The organism is Streptomyces sp. NPDC001985 (assembly GCF_040296845.1).
GTDB lineage: Bacteria > Actinomycetota > Actinomycetes > Streptomycetales > Streptomycetaceae > Streptomyces.
Map to the genome: position 1 here is coordinate 14,222 of NZ_JBEOYB010000045.1, position 17,528 is coordinate 31,749.

Annotated in this window: 13 protein-coding genes and 2 tRNA genes; 9 read left to right on the forward strand and 6 right to left on the reverse strand. The window is 71.6% G+C overall.

All coding sequences use genetic code 11. The annotated features are described in order from the left end of the window. Window positions 1-157: 157 nt before the first annotated feature. Together ABT122_RS20850 and ABT122_RS20855 are read right to left on the reverse strand one after the other, a co-directional pair. The gene (locus ABT122_RS20850; protein WP_351554123.1) at window positions 158-1,234 is read right to left on the reverse strand and encodes an LLM class flavin-dependent oxidoreductase; all 1,077 of its coding nucleotides are present in this window, start codon (window positions 1,232-1,234) and stop codon (window positions 158-160) included. 600 nt (window positions 1,235-1,834) lie between these two features. Next, on the reverse strand, window positions 1,835-2,557 hold the full coding sequence (locus tag ABT122_RS20855) for a maleate cis-trans isomerase family protein (protein WP_351554126.1): 723 nt from the start codon (window positions 2,555-2,557) through the stop codon (window positions 1,835-1,837). A gap of 167 nt (window positions 2,558-2,724) precedes the next feature. Here ABT122_RS20855 and ABT122_RS20860 point away from each other — a divergent pair, with 167 nt between their 5' ends. The 6 genes from ABT122_RS20860 to ABT122_RS20885 all read left to right on the forward strand — a co-directional run bounded on the left by ABT122_RS20860 (window position 2,725) and on the right by ABT122_RS20885 (window position 8,293). Next, window positions 2,725-4,137 carry an amidase gene (locus ABT122_RS20860; RefSeq protein ID WP_351554129.1) on the forward strand — a complete coding sequence of 471 codons (1,413 nt, stop codon included), beginning with the start codon at window positions 2,725-2,727 and terminating at the stop codon, window positions 4,135-4,137. A gap of 91 nt (window positions 4,138-4,228) precedes the next feature. Then, a complete protein-coding gene (gene ehuB, locus ABT122_RS20865; RefSeq protein ID WP_351554132.1) occupies window positions 4,229-5,152 on the forward strand; it encodes an ectoine/hydroxyectoine ABC transporter substrate-binding protein EhuB in 924 nt (307 codons plus the stop codon). Continuing rightward, a complete protein-coding gene (gene ehuC / locus ABT122_RS20870) occupies window positions 5,149-5,901 on the forward strand; it encodes an ectoine/hydroxyectoine ABC transporter permease subunit EhuC (protein WP_351554135.1) in 753 nt (250 codons plus the stop codon). Before ehuB ends, ehuC begins: the two co-directional genes overlap by 4 nt. After that, entirely contained in the window at window positions 5,901-6,551 is a 651-nt protein-coding gene (ehuD, locus tag ABT122_RS20875; RefSeq protein WP_351554138.1) for an ectoine/hydroxyectoine ABC transporter permease subunit EhuD, read from the forward strand. Before ehuC ends, ehuD begins: the two co-directional genes overlap by 1 nt. Next, a complete protein-coding gene (gene ehuA / locus ABT122_RS20880) occupies window positions 6,541-7,368 on the forward strand; it encodes an ectoine/hydroxyectoine ABC transporter ATP-binding protein EhuA (RefSeq protein ID WP_451068845.1) in 828 nt (275 codons plus the stop codon). The genes ehuD and ehuA overlap by 11 nt, the downstream gene beginning before the upstream one ends. A gap of 166 nt (window positions 7,369-7,534) precedes the next feature. After that, entirely contained in the window at window positions 7,535-8,293 is a 759-nt protein-coding gene (locus ABT122_RS20885) for an IclR family transcriptional regulator (protein ID WP_351554141.1), read from the forward strand. A 75-nt stretch (window positions 8,294-8,368) separates the two neighbouring features. Here ABT122_RS20885 and ABT122_RS20890 read toward each other — a convergent pair. The 4 genes from ABT122_RS20890 to ABT122_RS20910 all read right to left on the reverse strand — a co-directional run bounded on the left by ABT122_RS20890 (window position 8,369) and on the right by ABT122_RS20910 (window position 12,787). Next, window positions 8,369-8,442, reverse strand: a tRNA-Lys gene (locus ABT122_RS20890). A 448-nt stretch (window positions 8,443-8,890) separates the two neighbouring features. Then, on the reverse strand, window positions 8,891-9,478 hold the full coding sequence (locus ABT122_RS20900; protein WP_351554144.1) for a lytic polysaccharide monooxygenase auxiliary activity family 9 protein: 588 nt from the start codon (window positions 9,476-9,478) through the stop codon (window positions 8,891-8,893). Window positions 9,479-9,860: 382 nt separating this feature from the next. After that, a complete protein-coding gene (locus tag ABT122_RS20905; protein ID WP_351554147.1) occupies window positions 9,861-11,066 on the reverse strand; it encodes an SPFH domain-containing protein in 1,206 nt (401 codons plus the stop codon). Further along, on the reverse strand, window positions 11,063-12,787 hold the full coding sequence (locus tag ABT122_RS20910) for a peptidoglycan-binding protein (protein ID WP_351554150.1): 1,725 nt from the start codon (window positions 12,785-12,787) through the stop codon (window positions 11,063-11,065). The genes ABT122_RS20905 and ABT122_RS20910 overlap by 4 nt, the downstream gene beginning before the upstream one ends. Window positions 12,788-12,962: 175 nt before the next feature. On the opposite strand from ABT122_RS20910, the gene ABT122_RS20915 reads away from it, so the two are divergent. The 3 genes from ABT122_RS20915 to glxA all read left to right on the forward strand — a co-directional run bounded on the left by ABT122_RS20915 (window position 12,963) and on the right by glxA (window position 17,478). Continuing rightward, a tRNA-Lys gene (locus ABT122_RS20915) sits at window positions 12,963-13,036 on the forward strand. Between the two features lie 501 nt (window positions 13,037-13,537). Further along, window positions 13,538-15,529 carry a glycosyltransferase family 2 protein gene (locus ABT122_RS20920; protein ID WP_351554153.1) on the forward strand — a complete coding sequence of 664 codons (1,992 nt, stop codon included), beginning with the start codon at window positions 13,538-13,540 and terminating at the stop codon, window positions 15,527-15,529. Next, window positions 15,526-17,478: a radical copper oxidase GlxA gene (gene glxA, locus ABT122_RS20925; protein WP_351554155.1), complete on the forward strand. Its 1,953-nt coding sequence runs from the start codon at window positions 15,526-15,528 to the stop codon at window positions 17,476-17,478. Before ABT122_RS20920 ends, glxA begins: the two co-directional genes overlap by 4 nt. The last annotated feature ends 50 nt before the right edge of the window (window positions 17,479-17,528 follow it).

The following is a 17,528-nucleotide window of genomic DNA, read 5'->3' on the forward strand; positions in this document are numbered from 1 at the left end:
CACCTCGTCAATGGTCTTGACCACAGAAGGACTAGACCAATCCTGGTGAGAATCCGCTCGTCAGGGCCGTTCAGGCATAAGAAAAGCCGCTTGCCACCAGCATGACAAGCGGCTTAAGGACCGGTTAAGGATGCCTTGAACAAGCCATAGGAACCGTTCAGGAATAAATCACATCGGACGCCTCTTCCCGGGGCAAGTCGTAGGCGTCGGCGATCAGTTCGTAGGAGCGGAGCAGGGTCGCGCTGCTGTGCGTGTGCGCGGTGAGCATCAGCTCGTCGGCCCCGGTGCGCTTGTGGAGCAGATCGAGGCCCTCGCGGACGGTGCCCGGGGTGCCGTGCGGGATGGTGGCGACCCAGCCGTCCACGAACTCCCGCTCCGGGGCGCTGAAGGGGTACGCCTCCGCCTCCTCGGGGGTGGGGATCAGCCCCGGGCGGCCGGTGCGCAGCCGCAGCATGGCCAGGGCGCCGGCCATCACCTGGCGCCGGGCCTCCCGCTCGCTGTCCGCCGCGAGGGCGGCGACACAGACCAGGGCGTACGGCGTGTCCAGCGCGGCCGACGGCCGGAAGGACTCCCGGTACAGCTCCAGCGCGGGGACGGTGTTCTGCGCGGAGAAGTGGTGCGCGAAGGCGAAGGGCAGCCCGAGGACGCCGGCGAGCCGGGCGCTGAAGCCGGAGGAGCCGAGGAGCCAGACGGGCGGCCGGGAGGTGGTGCCCTGGACCGGGCCGGGGACGGAGTGGATACGGGTGTAGGGGTGGCCGTCGGGGAAGTCGTCGTCCAGGAACCGGGTCAGCTCGGCGAGCTGCTGGGGGAAGTCCTCGGCGCCCTCGCCGATCCGGTCGCTCCGGCGCAGCGCGGCGGCGGTCCCGCCGTCGGTGCCGGGGGCGCGCCCGAGCCCGAGATCGATCCGCCCCGGGGCGAGCGCCTCCAGGGTGCCGAACTGCTCGGCGATGACCAGGGGGGCGTGGTTGGGGAGCATGACCCCGCCGGAGCCGAGCCGGATGCGGCGGGTGTGGGCGGCGAGGTGCGCGAGGATCACGGCCGGGGAGGAGGAGGCGACCCCGGGCATGGAGTGGTGCTCGGCGACCCAGTGCCGGTGGAAGCCCCGGGACTCGGCGTAGCGGGCGAGGAGGACGCTGGCGCGGAAGGCGTCGGTGGGGGTGGTGCCGTCGCCGACGGTGACGAGGTCGAGGACGGAGAGGGGGGTGGGGGCGGTGCCGAGGGCTGGGGGGTGCACGGGGGCCTCCTGGGTGGTGGGTTCGCCTACCAGGAGCGACAGGAGGGAGTCTCCGTTTATTCCCGGGGACGGCCCGCCCCCGGGCGGCCCCCGGGACCCCGGCCCCGCTCCGCGACCCGAACAATCCCGGCCCGCCGCCGCTTGAGCCACACCACCCGTCCCTGCCGGGCAGGCCGAGCCACGAAACCCGGCCCCGCCGCCGCTTGAGCCGTACCACCCGTCCCTGCCGGGCAGGCCGAGGCACGATATTCAGCTCCACCGGGCGAGCCGAGCCACGAATCCCGGCCCGCCGCCGCTTGAGCCACAGCCACCCAGCCTCGCCGGCGTTTGAGGCGCGGGGGTTCGGGGGCTGGCCCCCGACCGTGGCCCGCAGGGTGCGGGGTCCTGTGGCACAGGGCCCGTCCTCAATCGCCGGACAGGCTGAAACTGCTCGGGTTACCTGTGGTGCGGACGTCCGTCCTCACACTCCCCCAGAGCTGCCTCCGGGAGGTGCCCCCAGACGGGCTGAGGGTGCCCGGGCCGGCCGGGGGTGCACGGGTCGCCCGTGGGGGCGGGGCACCTCAGGGAGCGGCCCCGGCGCGCGGCGGGCCCGGGCTGGGGCTAGGGGGACGGTTTGGCGAAGAGCCTGCCCAGATGGTGCGCCCAGGTCCGACGGTCCGCCAGGCGCAACCCCTCCCACACCGTCACCTGATTCGCCGTGAGCACCGGCTTCCCCACCCCCTCCTCCAGCTCCCCCAGCCACCCCACCGTGTGCAGCACCGCATCCGGCACCACCACCACCTCCGCCGACGGAACATCCCCCGCCCGCGCCAGCTCCAGCACCTCCTCGAACCCCCACCCCACCGCCTCCTCCATCGGCACCTCGCCCCCGCGCGCGGCCACCACGTCCAGGCCGCCCGACGCGAGGAACTCGGTGAAGTGCGCGGTGATGTCCTCCGGGTAGGTCGCGGAGGCCACGGCGACCCGGGTCGCCCCCAGCTTCCGCGCCGCGTGCACAAAGGCGAACGACGTGCTCGACGCGGGCAGCCCGGCCGTCCGGGCGAGCGCCCGGATCTGCTGGTGCGCCCCCTCCCACCCGTACACGAAGCTCCCGCTGGCGCACGCCCACACCACCGACTCCGCCCCCGCGAGCCTCAGCTCCTCGACCCCGGCCGCGAGCCGGTCCGCGGCGCCCATGGACAGCAGCGCGCCCACCCGCTGGACGTCCTCACCGGCACCGGTGTGGACGATGGCGAGCCGGATGTCGCTGTCGAGCAGTACCTCCATGCGGGGGAAGTCGTCCTCGGCGGAGTGTCCGGGGTGGAGAAGTCCGACCGTGGTCATGTGCAGCCTTCCTGTTCGTCGGGCACCTCGGGGACCAGGTACCACGCAGGGCCGCCGCCCAAGCATCCCGGACGCGTCCCGGGGCCGCCCGGGACGGGCACCCGGCCGACCGGCCGGATTCCCCTTCCCGCAGGTGGCCGGCGGGAAACGTGGGTACGTCCCCCTGCATGACTGCACCGCTGACTGAGCCGACCGAATCGACCGCCCGCCAACTGCTCTCCGGCTACCGCTCGGGGAACCTCTCGCCGCTCGACGCGACCCGTGCCGCGCTGGAGCGGATCGAGAGGGTGCAGCCGCTGGTCAACGCGTTTGTCCGGGTCGACGCCGAGGAGGCGCTCGCCCGGGCGGAGGAGTCGGCCGCGCGGTGGCGCCGGGGCGAGCCCGATGGGCTGCTCGACGGGGTGCCGGTGACCTTGAAGGATCTGCTGATACAGCGCGGGGTGCCGGCCCTGTGCGGGTCCCTGACCACGGGCGAGGGGGTGCCCGCCGCCGAGGACGCCCCGTCGGTGGGGCGGCTGCGCGCGCACGGCGCGATCCTCATCGGGCGGACCACGACCCCGGAGTTCGGCTGGAAGGGGGTGACGGACTCGCCCCGGCACGGGGTGACCCGCAACCCCCACGACCCCTCCCGCACGGCGGGCGGCTCCAGCGGGGGCAGCGCCGCGGCGCTGGCGCTGGGCGCGGGCGCCCTGTCGCTGGGGACGGACGGCGGCGGCTCGATCCGTATCCCGGCCTCCTTCTGCGGCGTCTTCGGCCTCAAACCCACGTACGGCCGTGTCCCGCTCCACCCCGGGAGCGCCTTCGGGACGCTCTCGCACATCGGCCCGATGGCCCGGGACGCGGCGGACGCGGCGCTGCTGCTCGATGTGGTCAGCGGCCCGGACTGGCGGGACTGGTCGCATCTGGCCGCCGCCGAACCGGTGCGGCAGCGGCTCTCGGACGGCGTCCGGGGGCTGCGGATCGGCTACTCGGCGTCGTTCGGCGGCCAGGTCGCGGTGGCCCCGGCGGTCGCCTCGGCGGTACGGGGAGCGGTGACGGCGCTCGCCGGGCTCGGGGCGTATGTGGAGGAGGCCGATCCGGACATCACCGACCCGGTGGAGATCTTCCGGACCCTGTGGTCGTCGGGGGCGGCCCGGCTGGTCCAGCGGCTGGGGGCGGGGCAGCGGAAGGCCCTCGACCCCGGGCTGCGGGAGCTGGCGGCGGCCGGGGCGCGGATCAGCGCGGTGCGCCATCTGGCGGCGGTGGACGCGCGGGCGGAGCTGGGGCGGCGGATGGGCCGCTTCCACACCTCGTACGATCTGCTGGTCACCCCCACCCTGCCGATCACCGCGTTCGAGGCGGGGGCGCAGGCCCCGGCCCGGTCGGGGCGCGGGCGCTGGTCCGGATGGACCCCCTTCACGTACCCCTTCAACCTGACCCACCAGCCCGCCGCGACCGTGCCGTGCGGGGTGGACGGGGACGGGCTGCCGATCGGGGTCCAGATCGTCGGGGCGCGGCACGCGGACGCGCTGGTGCTGCGGGCGGCGCACGCGCTGTACGAGTCGGGGGCGGCGGCGATCCCCGCGCCCCGGCTGCCCTGAGCGCCCGCCGGCGCTGAGATCCGGCCCCCGGCCCCCCGAGGGGCCGGATTTCATCCGCATACCCGGCGCGCTTCGGGGTAGCCGCGCCGTCATGGCTCGACCACGGCAGAGAACAGGACAGGCCGGCGGACCGGCCCTGCGGCGGCGTTCGCTGCTCGCCGGGGCCGCGGCGCTGGGCACGCTCGGCACGGCCGGGGCGCTCAGCGGCTGCAGCCGGGTGGCGACGGCCGACGCCGGAGACGGCGGCCGGCTGCTGGAGCAGTTGCGCGCGCAGGGCACCGTACGGCTGGGGCTGGCGGGTGAGCAGCCCTACAGCTATATCGGCAAGGACGGAGAAATGACCGGCTCCGCGCCGGCCATCGCCCGGCGGATCTTCCGGGAGCTGGGCGTCGAGAGCGTCGAGCCGTTCCCCACCGAGTTCGGCTCGCTGATCACCGGGCTCAACTCGCTCCAGTTCGATGTGGTGGCGGCCGGGATGTACATCAACCCCGCCCGCTGCGAACAGGTCATCTTCGCGGACCCCGAGTACCAGATGCTCGACGCCTTCATCGTGCCGAAGGGCAATCCGAAGAACCTCCGCACCTACAAGGACATCGCCGAGTCCGGGGCGAGCATGGCGACCGGTGTCGGCTTCGCCGAGATCGAGTACGCCAAGGAGGCCGGGGTCGGGAAGGTCAGCACCCTCCCCGACCAGCTCGCGGGGCTGCTCGCCGTGGAGCAGGGCCGGGTCGACGTCTTCGTCGGCACCGCCGTCACCGTGCGCAATGTCGTGCGGGAGAGCGACAGCGAGCGGGTCGAGGCGACCGACGAGGTGACTCCGTACGTCGACGGGAAACCCGTCATCGACGTCGGCGGATTCGCCTTCCGCACCCCGGAGACCGATCTCCGGGACGCGTTCAACCGCGAGCTGCACAAGCTGAAGAAGAGCGGTGAGCTGCTGGACATCATGCGGCCCTTCGGTTTCACGAAGGACCAGATGACCACCATCACCGCCGAGGAGAAGTGCCGGCCATGAGCGAAATCAGCCCGGGTTTGTGGGAACTCCTCCTGAAAGGTGTCTGGATCACCGTCCAGCTCACCGTCTACAGCGCCGCGCTCGCCGCGGCCGTCTCCCTGGTCATCGGGCTGGCACGCGCCCACCGGCTCTGGATCGTGCGCTTCCTCGCGGGGACCTACTTCGAGATCTTCCGGGGCACGTCGGCGCTGATCCTGATGTTCTGGATCTTCTTCGTGCTGCCGCTGGGCTTCGGCTGGCAGCTGGTGCCGATGTGGGCCGCCGTGCTGTCGCTGGGTCTCACTTACGGCGCGTACGGCTCCGAGGTGGTGCGGGGAGCGGTGGCCGCCGTGTCGGCGGGGCAGCGGGAGGCGGGGATCGCGCTGAGCTTCACCCCCTCCCAGCAGCTGCGGAAAATCGTTCTTCCGCAGGCGTGGCCGGAGATGATCCCGCCGTTCAACAATCTGCTGGTCGAGCTGCTCAAGGGCACCGCGCTGGTCTCCATCATGGGGGTCGCCGATATCGCCTTCGGCGCCTCGCTGGTGCGCAACGCCACCGGCCAGAGCGCTCCCGTGTACACGGTGATCCTGGTGATGTACTTCGTCCTCGCCTTTGTGCTGACGCGCGGGATGCGGGTGCTGGAGCGCCAGGCGAAGGCCGGGATCGGGCAGCGGCCGGTGAAACGGGAACCCTCGCTGCGCGAGCGGGTGCGGTCCGCCGCCGCGCCGAAGAGCGCGAAGACCCCGGTCGCCGCGGGAGGTGAGCGCTGATGCGGTGGGACTGGTCGGCGGTCGACGCCTTCATGCCGCGTTTCTGGGACGGTCTGCTGGTCACCGTGCAGGCGCTGGTGCTGGGCGCGCTCCTCGCGTTCGCCCTCGGTCTGGTGTGGGCGGTGGCGCAGCGCTCGGGCCCGGCGGTGGTGCGCTGGCCGGTGGCGGTGGTCACCGAGTTCATCCGCAACACGCCGCTGCTGGTGCAGCTCTTCTTCCTCTACTACGTCCTGCCGGAGTGGGGGATCACCCTCTCGGCGATGGTGACCGGTGTCGTGGGGCTCGGTCTGCACTACTCGACGTACACCTCCGAGGTCTACCGCGCGGGTATCGACGGCGTTCCCCGGGGCCAGTGGGAGGCCGCGACCGCGCTGAGCCTGCCGCGGCGGCGCACCTGGGGCGCGGTGATCCTGCCCCAGGCGGTCCGCCGGGTCGCGCCGGCGCTCGGGAACTATGTCATCGCGATGCTGAAGGACACTCCGATGATCTTCGTCATCGGTGTGATGGACATGCTCGGCGAGGCCCGGCAGTTCGCCTCCGAGACCTTCCTGACGGTCGAGGCGTTCACCGTCGTGGGTGTCGCCTTCATCCTCATCTCCTATCCGGCATCCCTTCTCATGCGAGCACTGGAGCGTCGTCTTGTCCGCTGACACCAACGCCAACCCGGCCGCCGCCCCCGCCGCGGCGCCCGCCCCCGCCACCGATCAGGGGCTGATCCGCTTCGACAACGTCACCAAGAGGTTCGGCTCCAACACCGTCCTCGACTCGCTGGACTTCACGGTCTATCCGCGCAAGCACGTGACGCTCATCGGGCCCTCCGGGTCCGGCAAGACCACGATTCTGCGGCTGCTGATGACCCTGCTGAAGCCGGACGAGGGAACCATCACGGTCGACGGCGAACTGCTGTGCCATGAGCGCCGGGACGGAAAGCTCGTACCGGCGGGCGAGAAACACATCCGGGAGGTGCGCAAGAACATCGGGATGGTGTTCCAGCAGTTCAATCTCTTCCCCAATATGAAGGTACTCAGGAATATCACCGAGGCTCCCGTGCACGTGCTGGGCCTCTCCCGGGACGAGGCCGACGAGCGGGCCCGTGAACTGCTGGACCTGGTGGGGCTCGGGGACCGCTGCGACGCCTATCCGAGCCAGCTCTCGGGCGGTCAGCAGCAGCGGGTCGCGATCGCGCGGGCGCTGGCGATGCGGCCGAAGGTGCTGCTCCTGGACGAGGTCACATCGGCGCTCGACCCGGAGCTGGTGGTCGGGGTGCTGGATCTGCTCCGGGACATCGCGCACACCACCGACATCACCATGCTCTGTGTCACGCACGAGATGAACTTCGCCCGGGACGTCTCCGACTGCGTGATGATGTTCGACGAGGGCAAGGTGATTGAATTCGGTCACCCGGAGAAGATGTTCAACGATCCGGAGAAGCAGCGGACCCGGGAGTTTCTCAGCGCGGTGCTCTGAGAACCACCGGGGCACCCCTCCTTGTCATTGGCATATGTCCGCGCGGTGGATCGCGGGATACGGAGGGGGCTGCCCCGTATTCTCGCCAACCACGGTCCATCCGGATGCTCTTGGCGGCTATCGTGGTACGGATGGTGTGCGGCGACGACCTGTGAAGGGGGAGACCGTGACGCTGAACCCGGGGCCGACCGCGCCGTTCCACTCGGTGCAGTACGTGCTGCGCGTCCTGGAGACGGTCTCCCGGCACTCCGGCGGTGTCAGCGACGAGCAGATCGGCCGCGAGGCCGGACTGCCGGCCGGCCATCTCGCTCCCCTGCTGGCGATGCTGCTGCGCGAGGGGTATGTCGAGCGGCTCAGCGGCGGCGCGTACGCCATCGGCGACTCGCTGGTGCTGCTGGGCTCCGGGGCCAGCCGCGAGCAGGCGCTGGAGGCGAAGCTCCAGGACACCCTGGCGGAGATCCGCGACTCGGTCGGCGCCGCCGTCTACCTCAGCCGCTATGTCGACGGCGAGGTCCGGATCACGCAGTACGCGGACGGACCGCGCACCCCGAAGGTCAACGAGTACGTGGACTTCCGCTTCGCCGCGCACGCCAGCGCGCTCGGGAAGTGTCTGCTGACCCAGCTCGACCGGGACGGCCGCCGGGACCATCTGGCGCGGCACCGGATCACCCGGTTCACCTCGCGGACGATCACCAGCGAGAAGCTGCTCTTCTCCAAGCTGGACAGCCAGCCGCCGACCGTCCCGGTCCTCGATCTCCAGGAGTACGCGGTGGGCACCGTCTGCGCGGCGGTCCCGCTGACCGCGGGGGCCGCGGTGGGGTGCCTGGCGCTCTCGCTGCCGATCGAGCACGCCCACCGGCTGCGCGCGGCGGCGGAGAAGCTGAACCGCAAGGCGGCGCCGGTGGTCCTCTCGCTGGCCCTCTGAGCCCCCGGCACCCCGTCTGAGCTGGGAAAACACCTCGGGCGTTCCGGTGAACCGGAACGCCCGAGACGATCAGTGTGCGCCGCCAGGGACTCGAACCCCGGACCCGCTGATTAAGAGTCAGCTGCTCTAACCAACTGAGCTAGCGGCGCTTGACGACATAAATAGTACCCGGTCCCACGGGGTGCTCCCGACACACCCGTCCCGGGGGTCCACCGGGGAGCGGCCGGAAGTGATCCACCGGGGAGCGGCCCGCCGCCGCGAGCCGTCCCCCGGAGCAGATCAGCGGCCGGCGCGGTGATGCCCCGGCCGGCTCCGGCCCGCGACGGCGGCCCCGGCCAGGGCCGCCGTGCCGAGCCACAGCGGAGAACACGGGGTGCTGTGGGACAGCACCCCGGTATGCGGCTCCGCTCCCCGCGGCGGAAGATCCACGAGGAGCGCAGCCCGTACGGCCGGCGCCGGAGGTCACCCGGTGGTGGCTGAGGACCCGGCTCCGGTCCCTCAGCCCCACCCGGTGGTCACCTCAGTGGCGCCGCACGGGTTCCGCGGTCATGGGTGTGTCCGCGCTTCCCGTGCCGCCGCACGGTCACCTGCTGACCGTCAGAACTTGACGTCCGAGCACGCGTAGAACGCGTTCGGGGTGTCGTGCACGGTCCACACCGCGAGGATGAGGTGCTTGCCCGTGCGGTTGGGCAGCTTGCCCGCGTGCGAGAGCGTCTGCGGGGGCTGCTTGCCACCGTAGGGCACCGTCAGGAACGGCTGCGGCTCAAGCGACGCCCTGGTCAGCGGGTCACTGGGGTTCCAGCCCTGCTTGGTGATGTAGTACTTGAAATCGGTGGTGGCGTGCCTGGCCGTGAAGCGCCAGGAGAAGGTGTGGTTCGCACCCGAGCTGAGCTGGGTGGCGGGCCACTGTCCACCGCGCGGGTTGTCCAGCGGGGCGAATCCGCCGTTGCCGCCGGCGCAGATCTGGCCGTCAGCGGGTCCCGCGGCCGGGAAGCCCTTCAGGCCCTCGACGCTCTGGGGCTCCCACTGGATGGAGCCACAGTTCGACACGGTGCCATTGGCACAGAGCTTCTGACGGCTGATCGGGGACTCGGTGTAGCCATGGCTGTTGGCACTGCCGGTGGCGAGCACGGTCGCGCCCGTCACCAGAAGGCCGACTGCGGCGGCGGTCATCTTCTTGCGCATGCTTCGCTCCAGGGAACGTGGGGGAGTTCAGTGAGCCGTACTGCACGCGTGCGTGGGGGTGAATCAATGCGGATATGGGAACGCTCCTTCTCGCGTCCCGTCAGGTCTAGACCAAGGACCAATGTATTGACCGAAGTTCACCATGTCCAGACCAATTGCCAACCTCGGCGCCATGCGGCGGTGGCTTCCCCTTAACCTCGGTGATCAATCATCCAAACCGCCGTACGTTGGCTGTGGCTTGCCCTTGTGCGCTCCGAGGGGTCGCGCCGGCCGTCCTCCGCTTACCCGGAAGGCACGCTTCCGTCCGCCCGGAACCAGCCGAACCCCAACAAGCCGGTAACGGCCTCCCGGCGGTCGCGGAAGCCGCCTGGACCCGTGCGCCTCACTCCTCCCGGGGCGCCGACCGGCTCGCGTAGAACGCCACCGTCAGATCCTTGACCAGGGCCTTGCGCTCGTAGTCGTCCAGCTCCACCAGGCCCCGGGCGGTCAGCCGGGTCACCGTGTCGTCGACCGCGTCCACCACCGAGGTGAGCACCCGGTCCCGGTGCCGGGCGTCGATCGCCGCGATCTGGGTGCGCTGCATCGCCGCCGCCACCTCCGGGGCGTACTCGATGCCCACCGGCTGCGCCGAGAAGACCTCGATCCCGACCGGCGCGCACTCCGCCGACAGCATCCGGGTGAGCGCGCCGCCGACCGCCTCCGCGTCCCGCAGCGTCGGTGTCTCCTCGTGGAGCAGACCGCCCGCGCCGGACACCGAGGGCGCGTCCAGGGGCAGTTGCGAGAGGACCCGCGCCATCGCCGACTCCACCTGCTCGCTCAGATACTCCTCGTGGTCCTCCACGCCGAGCACCGCCCGTGCCGTATCGCGCACCCGCCACACCACCAGGACCACGACCCGCAGCGCGGTGCCGTCCGCGTCCACGGCGGGCATCGGGTCGCTGCGCCAGTGCCGCAGCCGCACATCGACCCGGCGGCGCAGCAGCAGCGGGCTCATCCAGAGCAGCCCCGTGCGGCGCACGCTTCCCCGGTACTCGCCGAACTGCGTCAGCACCCAGACATGGCCGACCGTGCCGCGCCCGATCCCCCCGAGAGTGAAGAGCACCAGCACCACCCCGAGCGCGAGCAGACACCACAGGCCGAGCCCGATGCCGTGGAAGGGGTACGGGGTGAGCCCGAGGAGCCTGGTCACCATCGCCGGGGCGGCCCCGGCGCCCCACAGCACGGTGCCGGTTCCGGCGAGCGCGCAGGCGCCCGCCACCAGCCCGGTCCAGCCGGGCAGCACCGCTCCGGGCCGCTCCGCCAGCCCCGGGTCGGCGGGCGGGGCGGCCCGCCGGGCGGGGGCGGGGGCCGCCGGGGGGCCGGCCGCCGGTCCGCGGGCGACCCTGGGCTGCTCCCCCGTGCCCTGGCGGCGGCCCACCACGGCGGTGCGCAGCGCCACCGGCGGGGAGTCGGTGTCGCGGAAGAGCAGATGCACCGGGATCTCGGTGGTGGCCTCCTGGGCGATGACCGGGGTGTGTCTCGACGGGGCGGCCGGGGACCGGCCGCCGCCCTCCGGCCCCGGCGCGGGCCCCGATGTCGTGGTGCTCATGACTGCTCTCCCGTTTCCCCTGTCGGTGTCCCCTGCGTGTCCGGCCTCCGGGCGGCGGCGGCCTCCCGGGCGAGGTGCCCGGCGCGGGCGCCCCGGGTCGGCCCGGGGCCGCTGCCGGCGGTGTCGGCGGTGTCGGCGGTGTCGGCGGCGAAGAGCCGGCGCCAGGTCTCCGGCCCGGGGTAGCCGTCGGCCGCCGGGCCGCTCCACCCCTGGGCCCGCTGGAAGGACTCCACATTCCGCCGGTCGGCCTCGCTCCAGCGCGGCCCGGGGCCCTCGGTGTAGTGCCTGCCGTGCCCCAGCTCGACCAGCCGCCGCCCGAGCCGGGTGACATGGTCGCTGCCGGCCCCGGGCCGGAAGTACCCCGGCCCGGGGTACGCCGGCACCCCTGCGGCGACCCCACCGGACCCGCGCGCGGGAGCCGGGGTCGCGCCGCCGGACGCGGGCGCCGCACCGCCGGCCGGGGCCGGTCCCGCACCACCCGGCGCGGGCGGCGGAACCGTTCCCGCACCGCCCGGGGCCGGGGCCGGGGGGATGTCCCGGCCCGTGCCGGTCACCAGGAGCCGCCAGGTCTCGGGGCCGGGGAGTCCGTCCGCCTCCGCGCCCCGCCACCCCTGCGCGAGCTGGAACGCCTCCGTCGCCCGGCGGTCGGCCTCGCCCCACTCGGGGCCGGGGCCCTCGGTGTAGAAGCGCTTGCCGCCGCGCGCGATCAGCAGCTCGCCGAGCCGGGTGACATGCGCGTTGACCGCGCCGGGCCCGAACGCGGAGGCGCCCGGGTAGGAGTCGGCCGACTCGCCGCCCGCCGCGGCCGTGCCGGCGGGTGCCGCCTCGCCGGTCACCCCGTTGTAGCGGTAGGCCACATAGCGGTCCGAGTTGGACCAGTACGCCATGGGGGTGGACCGCTTGAGGGTGTGCGGCTTGGTCTGCTCATAGGCCACATAGGTCTTGCGGGTGGCGTCGGTCCAGCCGCCGAAGATCGTGACGTGCGAGCCGGTGGTGGGGCTGGCCGGGTTGTGGAAGAGCAGGATGTCCCCGGGCTGGAGGTCCTCCCGGGCGATGCGGGTGCCGTACTGCGCGAGAGTGCCCGTCCACTCGTTGCCCGCCAGGTTCCAGGCCATGGAGACATAGCCCGAGCAGTCCTGCCGGTATCCGTCGGTCCAGTAGGCCTGCATGCTGTACGGGACCTTGGCGTCGACCCACCCCCGGGCGCGGGCGATGATCTCGGCCCGGGTGGTCTCGCGCGGCGCGGCGGGGGCCGGTTCGCCGGAGGGCCCGGGGAGCGGGCGCCCGTGCAGCGGCCCCCGGCCCCCCTGCTCGTGCCCCGGCTCGGCCCCGACGCCCCCCTCGTCGGCCCGCGCCCCGGCGGCGGCGCCGATTCCGGGAACCGGCGCGGCACCGGAGGCCGTACCGCCCGGGGACGCCGCACCGGCCCCCGGGACGGGCACGGCGGCCGGCACCGGCACCGGGGCCGCACCGGGGCCCGCTCCCACCACGGGTGCGGCACCCCGGCCCCGGCCCACCGGGTCGGCCGCGCGGTCCGCGTGCGCCTGCCCGGCTCCCCCGCCGCCCAGCACCACCCCCGCCGCCGTGAACAGCACCAGCGCCCGCCGGCAGCCGTGGGCCGCCGGATGCCCCCCGGCCGCGAGCACCCGGCGCTGCTGGACGCACCCGGGGCAGTCGCAGTCGGAAGCGGGTTCGTACTCCTCGAAGACCGGCACTGTCATACGTGTCCCCTCCGCGCTACGGAAGTTCTCTCGGGCCCATCACCATGAACCCCTCTTGTCATGATTTCTCACATTTTGCGGGATCGAGGGTAAAAACCGACCATCCGACAGGCCGGGTGCGGCCGGTTGGTCCGGAGCACCCCGCGCGGTCCGGTAGAGTTCTCCAGGTCAGCAGGCGCCGCTAGCTCAGTTGGTTAGAGCAGCTGACTCTTAATCAGCGGGTCCGGGGTTCGAGTCCCTGGCGGCGCACGCGCAACGGAGACCTCCTCGCCATCGGCGAGGAGGTCTCCGTCGTATCCGCCCCCGGCCCACCGCCGGCCCCCACCCCCCACCGACGCGACCACCCGTTCATTCGGTAGCCGATTTCCAGCCATCCACATATGGCGGCGGCATTTTCACAGCCTCCTTGTGAATCGTACAAATGACCGATTCCGCGTCATTTGACCCTTGCGATCATGAAGGCGGTCGGAGACTCTATCCTGAATCCATCGCCCTCGGCCGAGCATGCGTTCAGCGCAGTTGAGGGCGCCTGGAACGCATGATTCCGCTGTGTGTGCACGGGGTGGGGGCCCCGTGCGCGGCTCCCTCGGGCACCAGGCATCATGCAACCGGCGAGCGACTGTTCTCCGTCTGTGCCGACAGCCGCCCGCCACCCACCAGTTCAGGTCAACAGGTCGAGGGGTCCTGTGGCCGGAACTCAACGACCACCACCACAGCACACGCAGCTTCCTGCGTGCGGGGGGATGACCAATGACGTCGACGCCCAAGGACGCCGGGGGGTCCGGCGACCCTGCCCGGACGGCCCAGCTCAGAGTGCCCGCGGACCTCCGCACCGGCGGCCGGGGCCCGCGGACCCGCAAAGCGCCGCCCCGGTACGACTACGAGCACTACAGCCGGCTGGCCGGACCCCTCACCCAGATACCCGCGGACCAGCCCTACACCGTCCAGTACCGCTCGCTCCTCTCCCAGGAACCGCACCGGATACGGGCGGCCCTGCTGCTGGGCTCGGCCCCCCTGGTCTCCCTCGGGCTCTTCCTCTGGCTGATGCAGCCGTCGCACTGGACCGAGCGCGACCCCAACCTGAAGAACGACACCCTGCTCGTCCTCGACATCGTCATGCTGGTCTCGATCGGTCTGATCGAGCTGTTCCGCACGATGAACGTGCTCTCCAACGCCCACGCCACGCTGGTGGCGCGCGACCCCGTCCCGGTGGTCCCCGAGAGCGGCACCAGGGTCGCCTTCCTCACCTCCTTCGTGCCGGGCAAGGAGCCCCTGGAGATGGTGACGAAGACCCTGGAGGCGGCGGTGCGCATCCGCCACCGGGGCGTCATGCACGTCTGGCTGCTGGACGAGGGCGACGACCCCGAGGTCAAGGAGGTCTGCGCCCGGCTCGGCGTCCACCACTTCTCCCGCAAGGGCGTCGAGAAGTGGAACCAGCCCAAGGGCCCGCACCGCGCCAAGACCAAGCACGGCAACTACAACGCCTGGCTCCAGGCGCACGGCGGCGACTACGACTTCTTCGCCTCCGTCGACACCGACCACATCCCGCTCCCCAACTACCTGGAGCGGATGCTCGGCTACTTCCGCGACCCGGATGTCGGCTTCGTCATCGGCCCCCAGGTGTACGGCAACTACGACACCTTCGTCACCAAGGCCGCCGAGTCCCAGCAGTTCCTCTTCCACGCCCTGATCCAGCGCGCGGGCAACCGCTATGGCGCGCCCATGTTCGTCGGCACCTCCAACGCGGTGCGCATATCGGCGCTGAAGCAGATCGGCGGGCTGTACGACTCGATCACCGAGGACATGGCGACCGGCTTCGAGATGCACCGGGCGAAGAACCCGGCCTCCGGCAACCGGTGGCGCTCGGTCTACACCCCGGACGTGCTGGCCGTCGGCGAGGGCCCCACCGCCTGGACCGACTTCTTCACCCAGCAGCTGCGCTGGTCCCGCGGCACGTACGAGACGATCCTCAAGCAGTACTGGAGGGGGTACGGCTCACTGCCGGCCGGCAAGCTCTTCAACTACACCATGATGATCATCTTCTATCCGATGTCGGCCCTCAACTGGATTCTGGCGGCGCTGAGCTGCGCGCTCTTCCTGGGCATGGGCGCGTCGGGTGTGCAGATCGACCCGGTCATCTGGATGATGCTGTACGGCAACGCCTCGGCGCTCCAGATCGGCCTCTACATCTGGAACCGGCGCCACAACGTGTCGCCGCACGAGCCCGAGGGCTCCGGCGGCCTCGCGGGCATGATGATGTCGGCGCTCTCCGCCCCCGTCTACGCCCGCTCGCTGATGGACGCCGTACTGCGCCGCAAGAGCTCCTTCGTCGTCACCCCGAAGGGCGACTCCTCCAGCCCGGACACCCTCTTCGGCACCTTCCGCATCCATCTCTTCTTCATCGCGGTCTTCGGCCTCTCCCTCGGAGCCTCCTTCGTCTTCGGGCACGACCACCCGGCGATGATCACCTGGGCGACGCTGGCGATGCTGATCACGGCCGCGCCGATCCTGATCTGGCGCCACACGCTGCGCGAGGAGAAGAAGAAGCGGAGCCGCCGCAGGAAGCGCGGGTCCGGCGGCCGGGCGCGCGCCGCGGGGCCGGCCCCGGGAGCAGCCCCGGCACCGGCACCGGCACCGCCGGCGGCCGTGCCGCCGCAGGCCGGGCCCGCGCCCGGTGGGACCGGCCCGGCCCATGACGCGGAACAGACCATGCAGATCGCCCTTGGGGGACGTAAGAAATGAGCAGGCGCGCCGTCCGGACCAACCACCGCAAGAGGCGCGCCCGTCGCATAGCGATAGGCGCGGCGGTGGCCTGCGCGGTGGCCGGCATGAACGGGCCGGCGCTCTGGCGCTTCGGCACCGAGAAATACCACGACTACAAGATCAACCAGCCGGAGTACAAGGCCGCCAACGGCAAGTGGGACTTCCTGGAGATCCCCTCCGAGTACCGGGTGAACGCCATCCACGCGGCGCTGCTGCACACCGGCAAGGTGCTGCTGATCGCCGGCTCCGGCAACAACCAGAAGAACTTCGACGCGAAGAAGTTCGAGACCGTGCTGTGGGACCCGAAGGAGAACTCCTTCAAGAAGATCCCCACCCCGGCCGACATGTTCTGCGCCGGACACACCCAGCTCCCCGACGGCAAGCTCCTGGTGGCGGGTGGCACCAAGCGGTACGAGAAGCTCCAGGGCGATGTCACCAAGGCGGGCGGTCTGATGATCGTCCACAACGAGGACCCCGACGCGCCCAAGACCATCCCCGCCGGGACCAGGTTCACGGGCAAGGAGAACGGCAAGACCTTCGTCTCCAAGGACCCGGTCCTGGTGGAGAAGGCGAAGAAGGTCTTCGACAAGGCGACCGGGCGGTTCCTGCGGACCGAGGCCGGGCTCGGCCGGATCTATGTCGAGGCGGAGAAGACCGGCAAGGAGCACGAGACCGGCACCGAGGACAACTACCGGGTGCACGGCCTCAAGGGGCCGGACACCCGCAATGTCTACGGCATCGCCCAGAAGCTCGCGCTCGACAAGAAGGACTTCCAGGGCATCAAGGACTCCTACGAGTTCGACCCGGTGGCCGAGAAGTACATCCCCGTCGACCCGATGAACGAGGCCCGCTGGTACCCGACGCTGACGACGCTCGACGACGGCAAGGTGCTCGCGCTCTCCGGCCTCGACGAGATCGGCGCCATCGTGCCCGGCAAGGACGAGGTCTACGACCCGGAGACCAGGAAGTGGGAGTACACCGGGAAGATCCGGAAGTTCCCCACCTATCCGGCGATCTTCCTGATGGACAACGGCAAGCTCTTCTACTCCGGCTCCAACGCCGGTTACGGGCCCGCCGATGTCGGCCGCGACCCGGGCGTCTGGGATCTGGACACCAATGAGTTCGACAAGATCCCCGGCCTGAGCGACCCGGACCAGATGGAGACCTCGGCGACGGTGATGCTGCCGCCCGCCCAGGACCAGCGGTTCATGGTCATCGGCGGCGGCGGGGTCGGCGAGTCCGAGAACTCCAGCGAGAAGTCCCGGCTGGTGGACCTCAAGGAGGACGAGCCGCGCTTCAGGGACGGCGCGTCCCTGGACAAGGGCACCCGCTACCCCAGCGCGTCCCTGCTCCCCGACGACACCGTCCTGGTCACCGGCGGCTCCGAGGACTACCGGGGCCGCGGCGGCTCCAATGTGCTGGAGGCCCGGACGTACGACCCGAAGACCGGGACGTACCAGCGCGTCGCCGACCCCCGGGTGGGCCGCAACTACCACTCGGGCTCGCTGCTGCTGCCGGACGGCCGAGTGATGATCTTCGGCTCGGACTCGCTCTACGCGGACAAGGCCAACACCAAGCCGGGCGTCTTCGAACAGCGGATCGAGATCTACACCCCGCCCTACCTCCACCGGGACTCCCGGCCCGAGCTGGGCGAGGGGCCGAAGACCATCGAGCGCGGCGGCAAGGGCACCTTCAAGGCCGGCGGCGAGCGCCCGCTGGCGTCGGCGAAGCTGATGAAGCCCAGCGCGGTCACCCATGTCACCGATGTGGACCAGCGCACCATCGCCCTGGAGATGACGAGGACGGCGGACGGCGTCGAGGTGACCGTGCCCGGGAACCGGGCGCTGGTGCCGTCGGGCCGGTACATGCTGTTCGTGACGGACGACCGGGGGACCCCGTCGGAGGCGGTCTGGGTGGAGGTCCCGTAGGCCACGGGCGCGATCCCGCAGAGCACGGGCGCGATCCCGCAGACCACGGG

Bases quoted from the DNA above. Each gene is read 5' to 3' on its own strand.
- ABT122_RS20855 (WP_351554126.1), bottom strand. From the start codon at position 2,557: ATGACCACGGTCGGACTTCTCCACCCCGGACACTCCGCCGAGGACGAC.
- ABT122_RS20860 (WP_351554129.1), top strand. From the start codon at position 2,725: ATGACTGCACCGCTGACTGAGCCGACCGAATCGACCGCCCGCCAACTG.
- ehuB (WP_351554132.1), top strand. From the start codon at position 4,229: ATGGCTCGACCACGGCAGAGAACAGGACAGGCCGGCGGACCGGCCCTG.
- ehuC (WP_351554135.1), top strand. From the start codon at position 5,149: ATGAGCGAAATCAGCCCGGGTTTGTGGGAACTCCTCCTGAAAGGTGTC.
- ehuD (WP_351554138.1), top strand. From the start codon at position 5,901: ATGCGGTGGGACTGGTCGGCGGTCGACGCCTTCATGCCGCGTTTCTGG.
- ABT122_RS20900 (WP_351554144.1), bottom strand. From the start codon at position 9,478: ATGCGCAAGAAGATGACCGCCGCCGCAGTCGGCCTTCTGGTGACGGGC.
- ABT122_RS20905 (WP_351554147.1), bottom strand. From the start codon at position 11,066: ATGAGCACCACGACATCGGGGCCCGCGCCGGGGCCGGAGGGCGGCGGC.
- ABT122_RS20910 (WP_351554150.1), bottom strand. From the start codon at position 12,787: ATGACAGTGCCGGTCTTCGAGGAGTACGAACCCGCTTCCGACTGCGAC.
- ABT122_RS20920 (WP_351554153.1), top strand. From the start codon at position 13,538: ATGACGTCGACGCCCAAGGACGCCGGGGGGTCCGGCGACCCTGCCCGG.
- glxA (WP_351554155.1), top strand. From the start codon at position 15,526: ATGAGCAGGCGCGCCGTCCGGACCAACCACCGCAAGAGGCGCGCCCGT.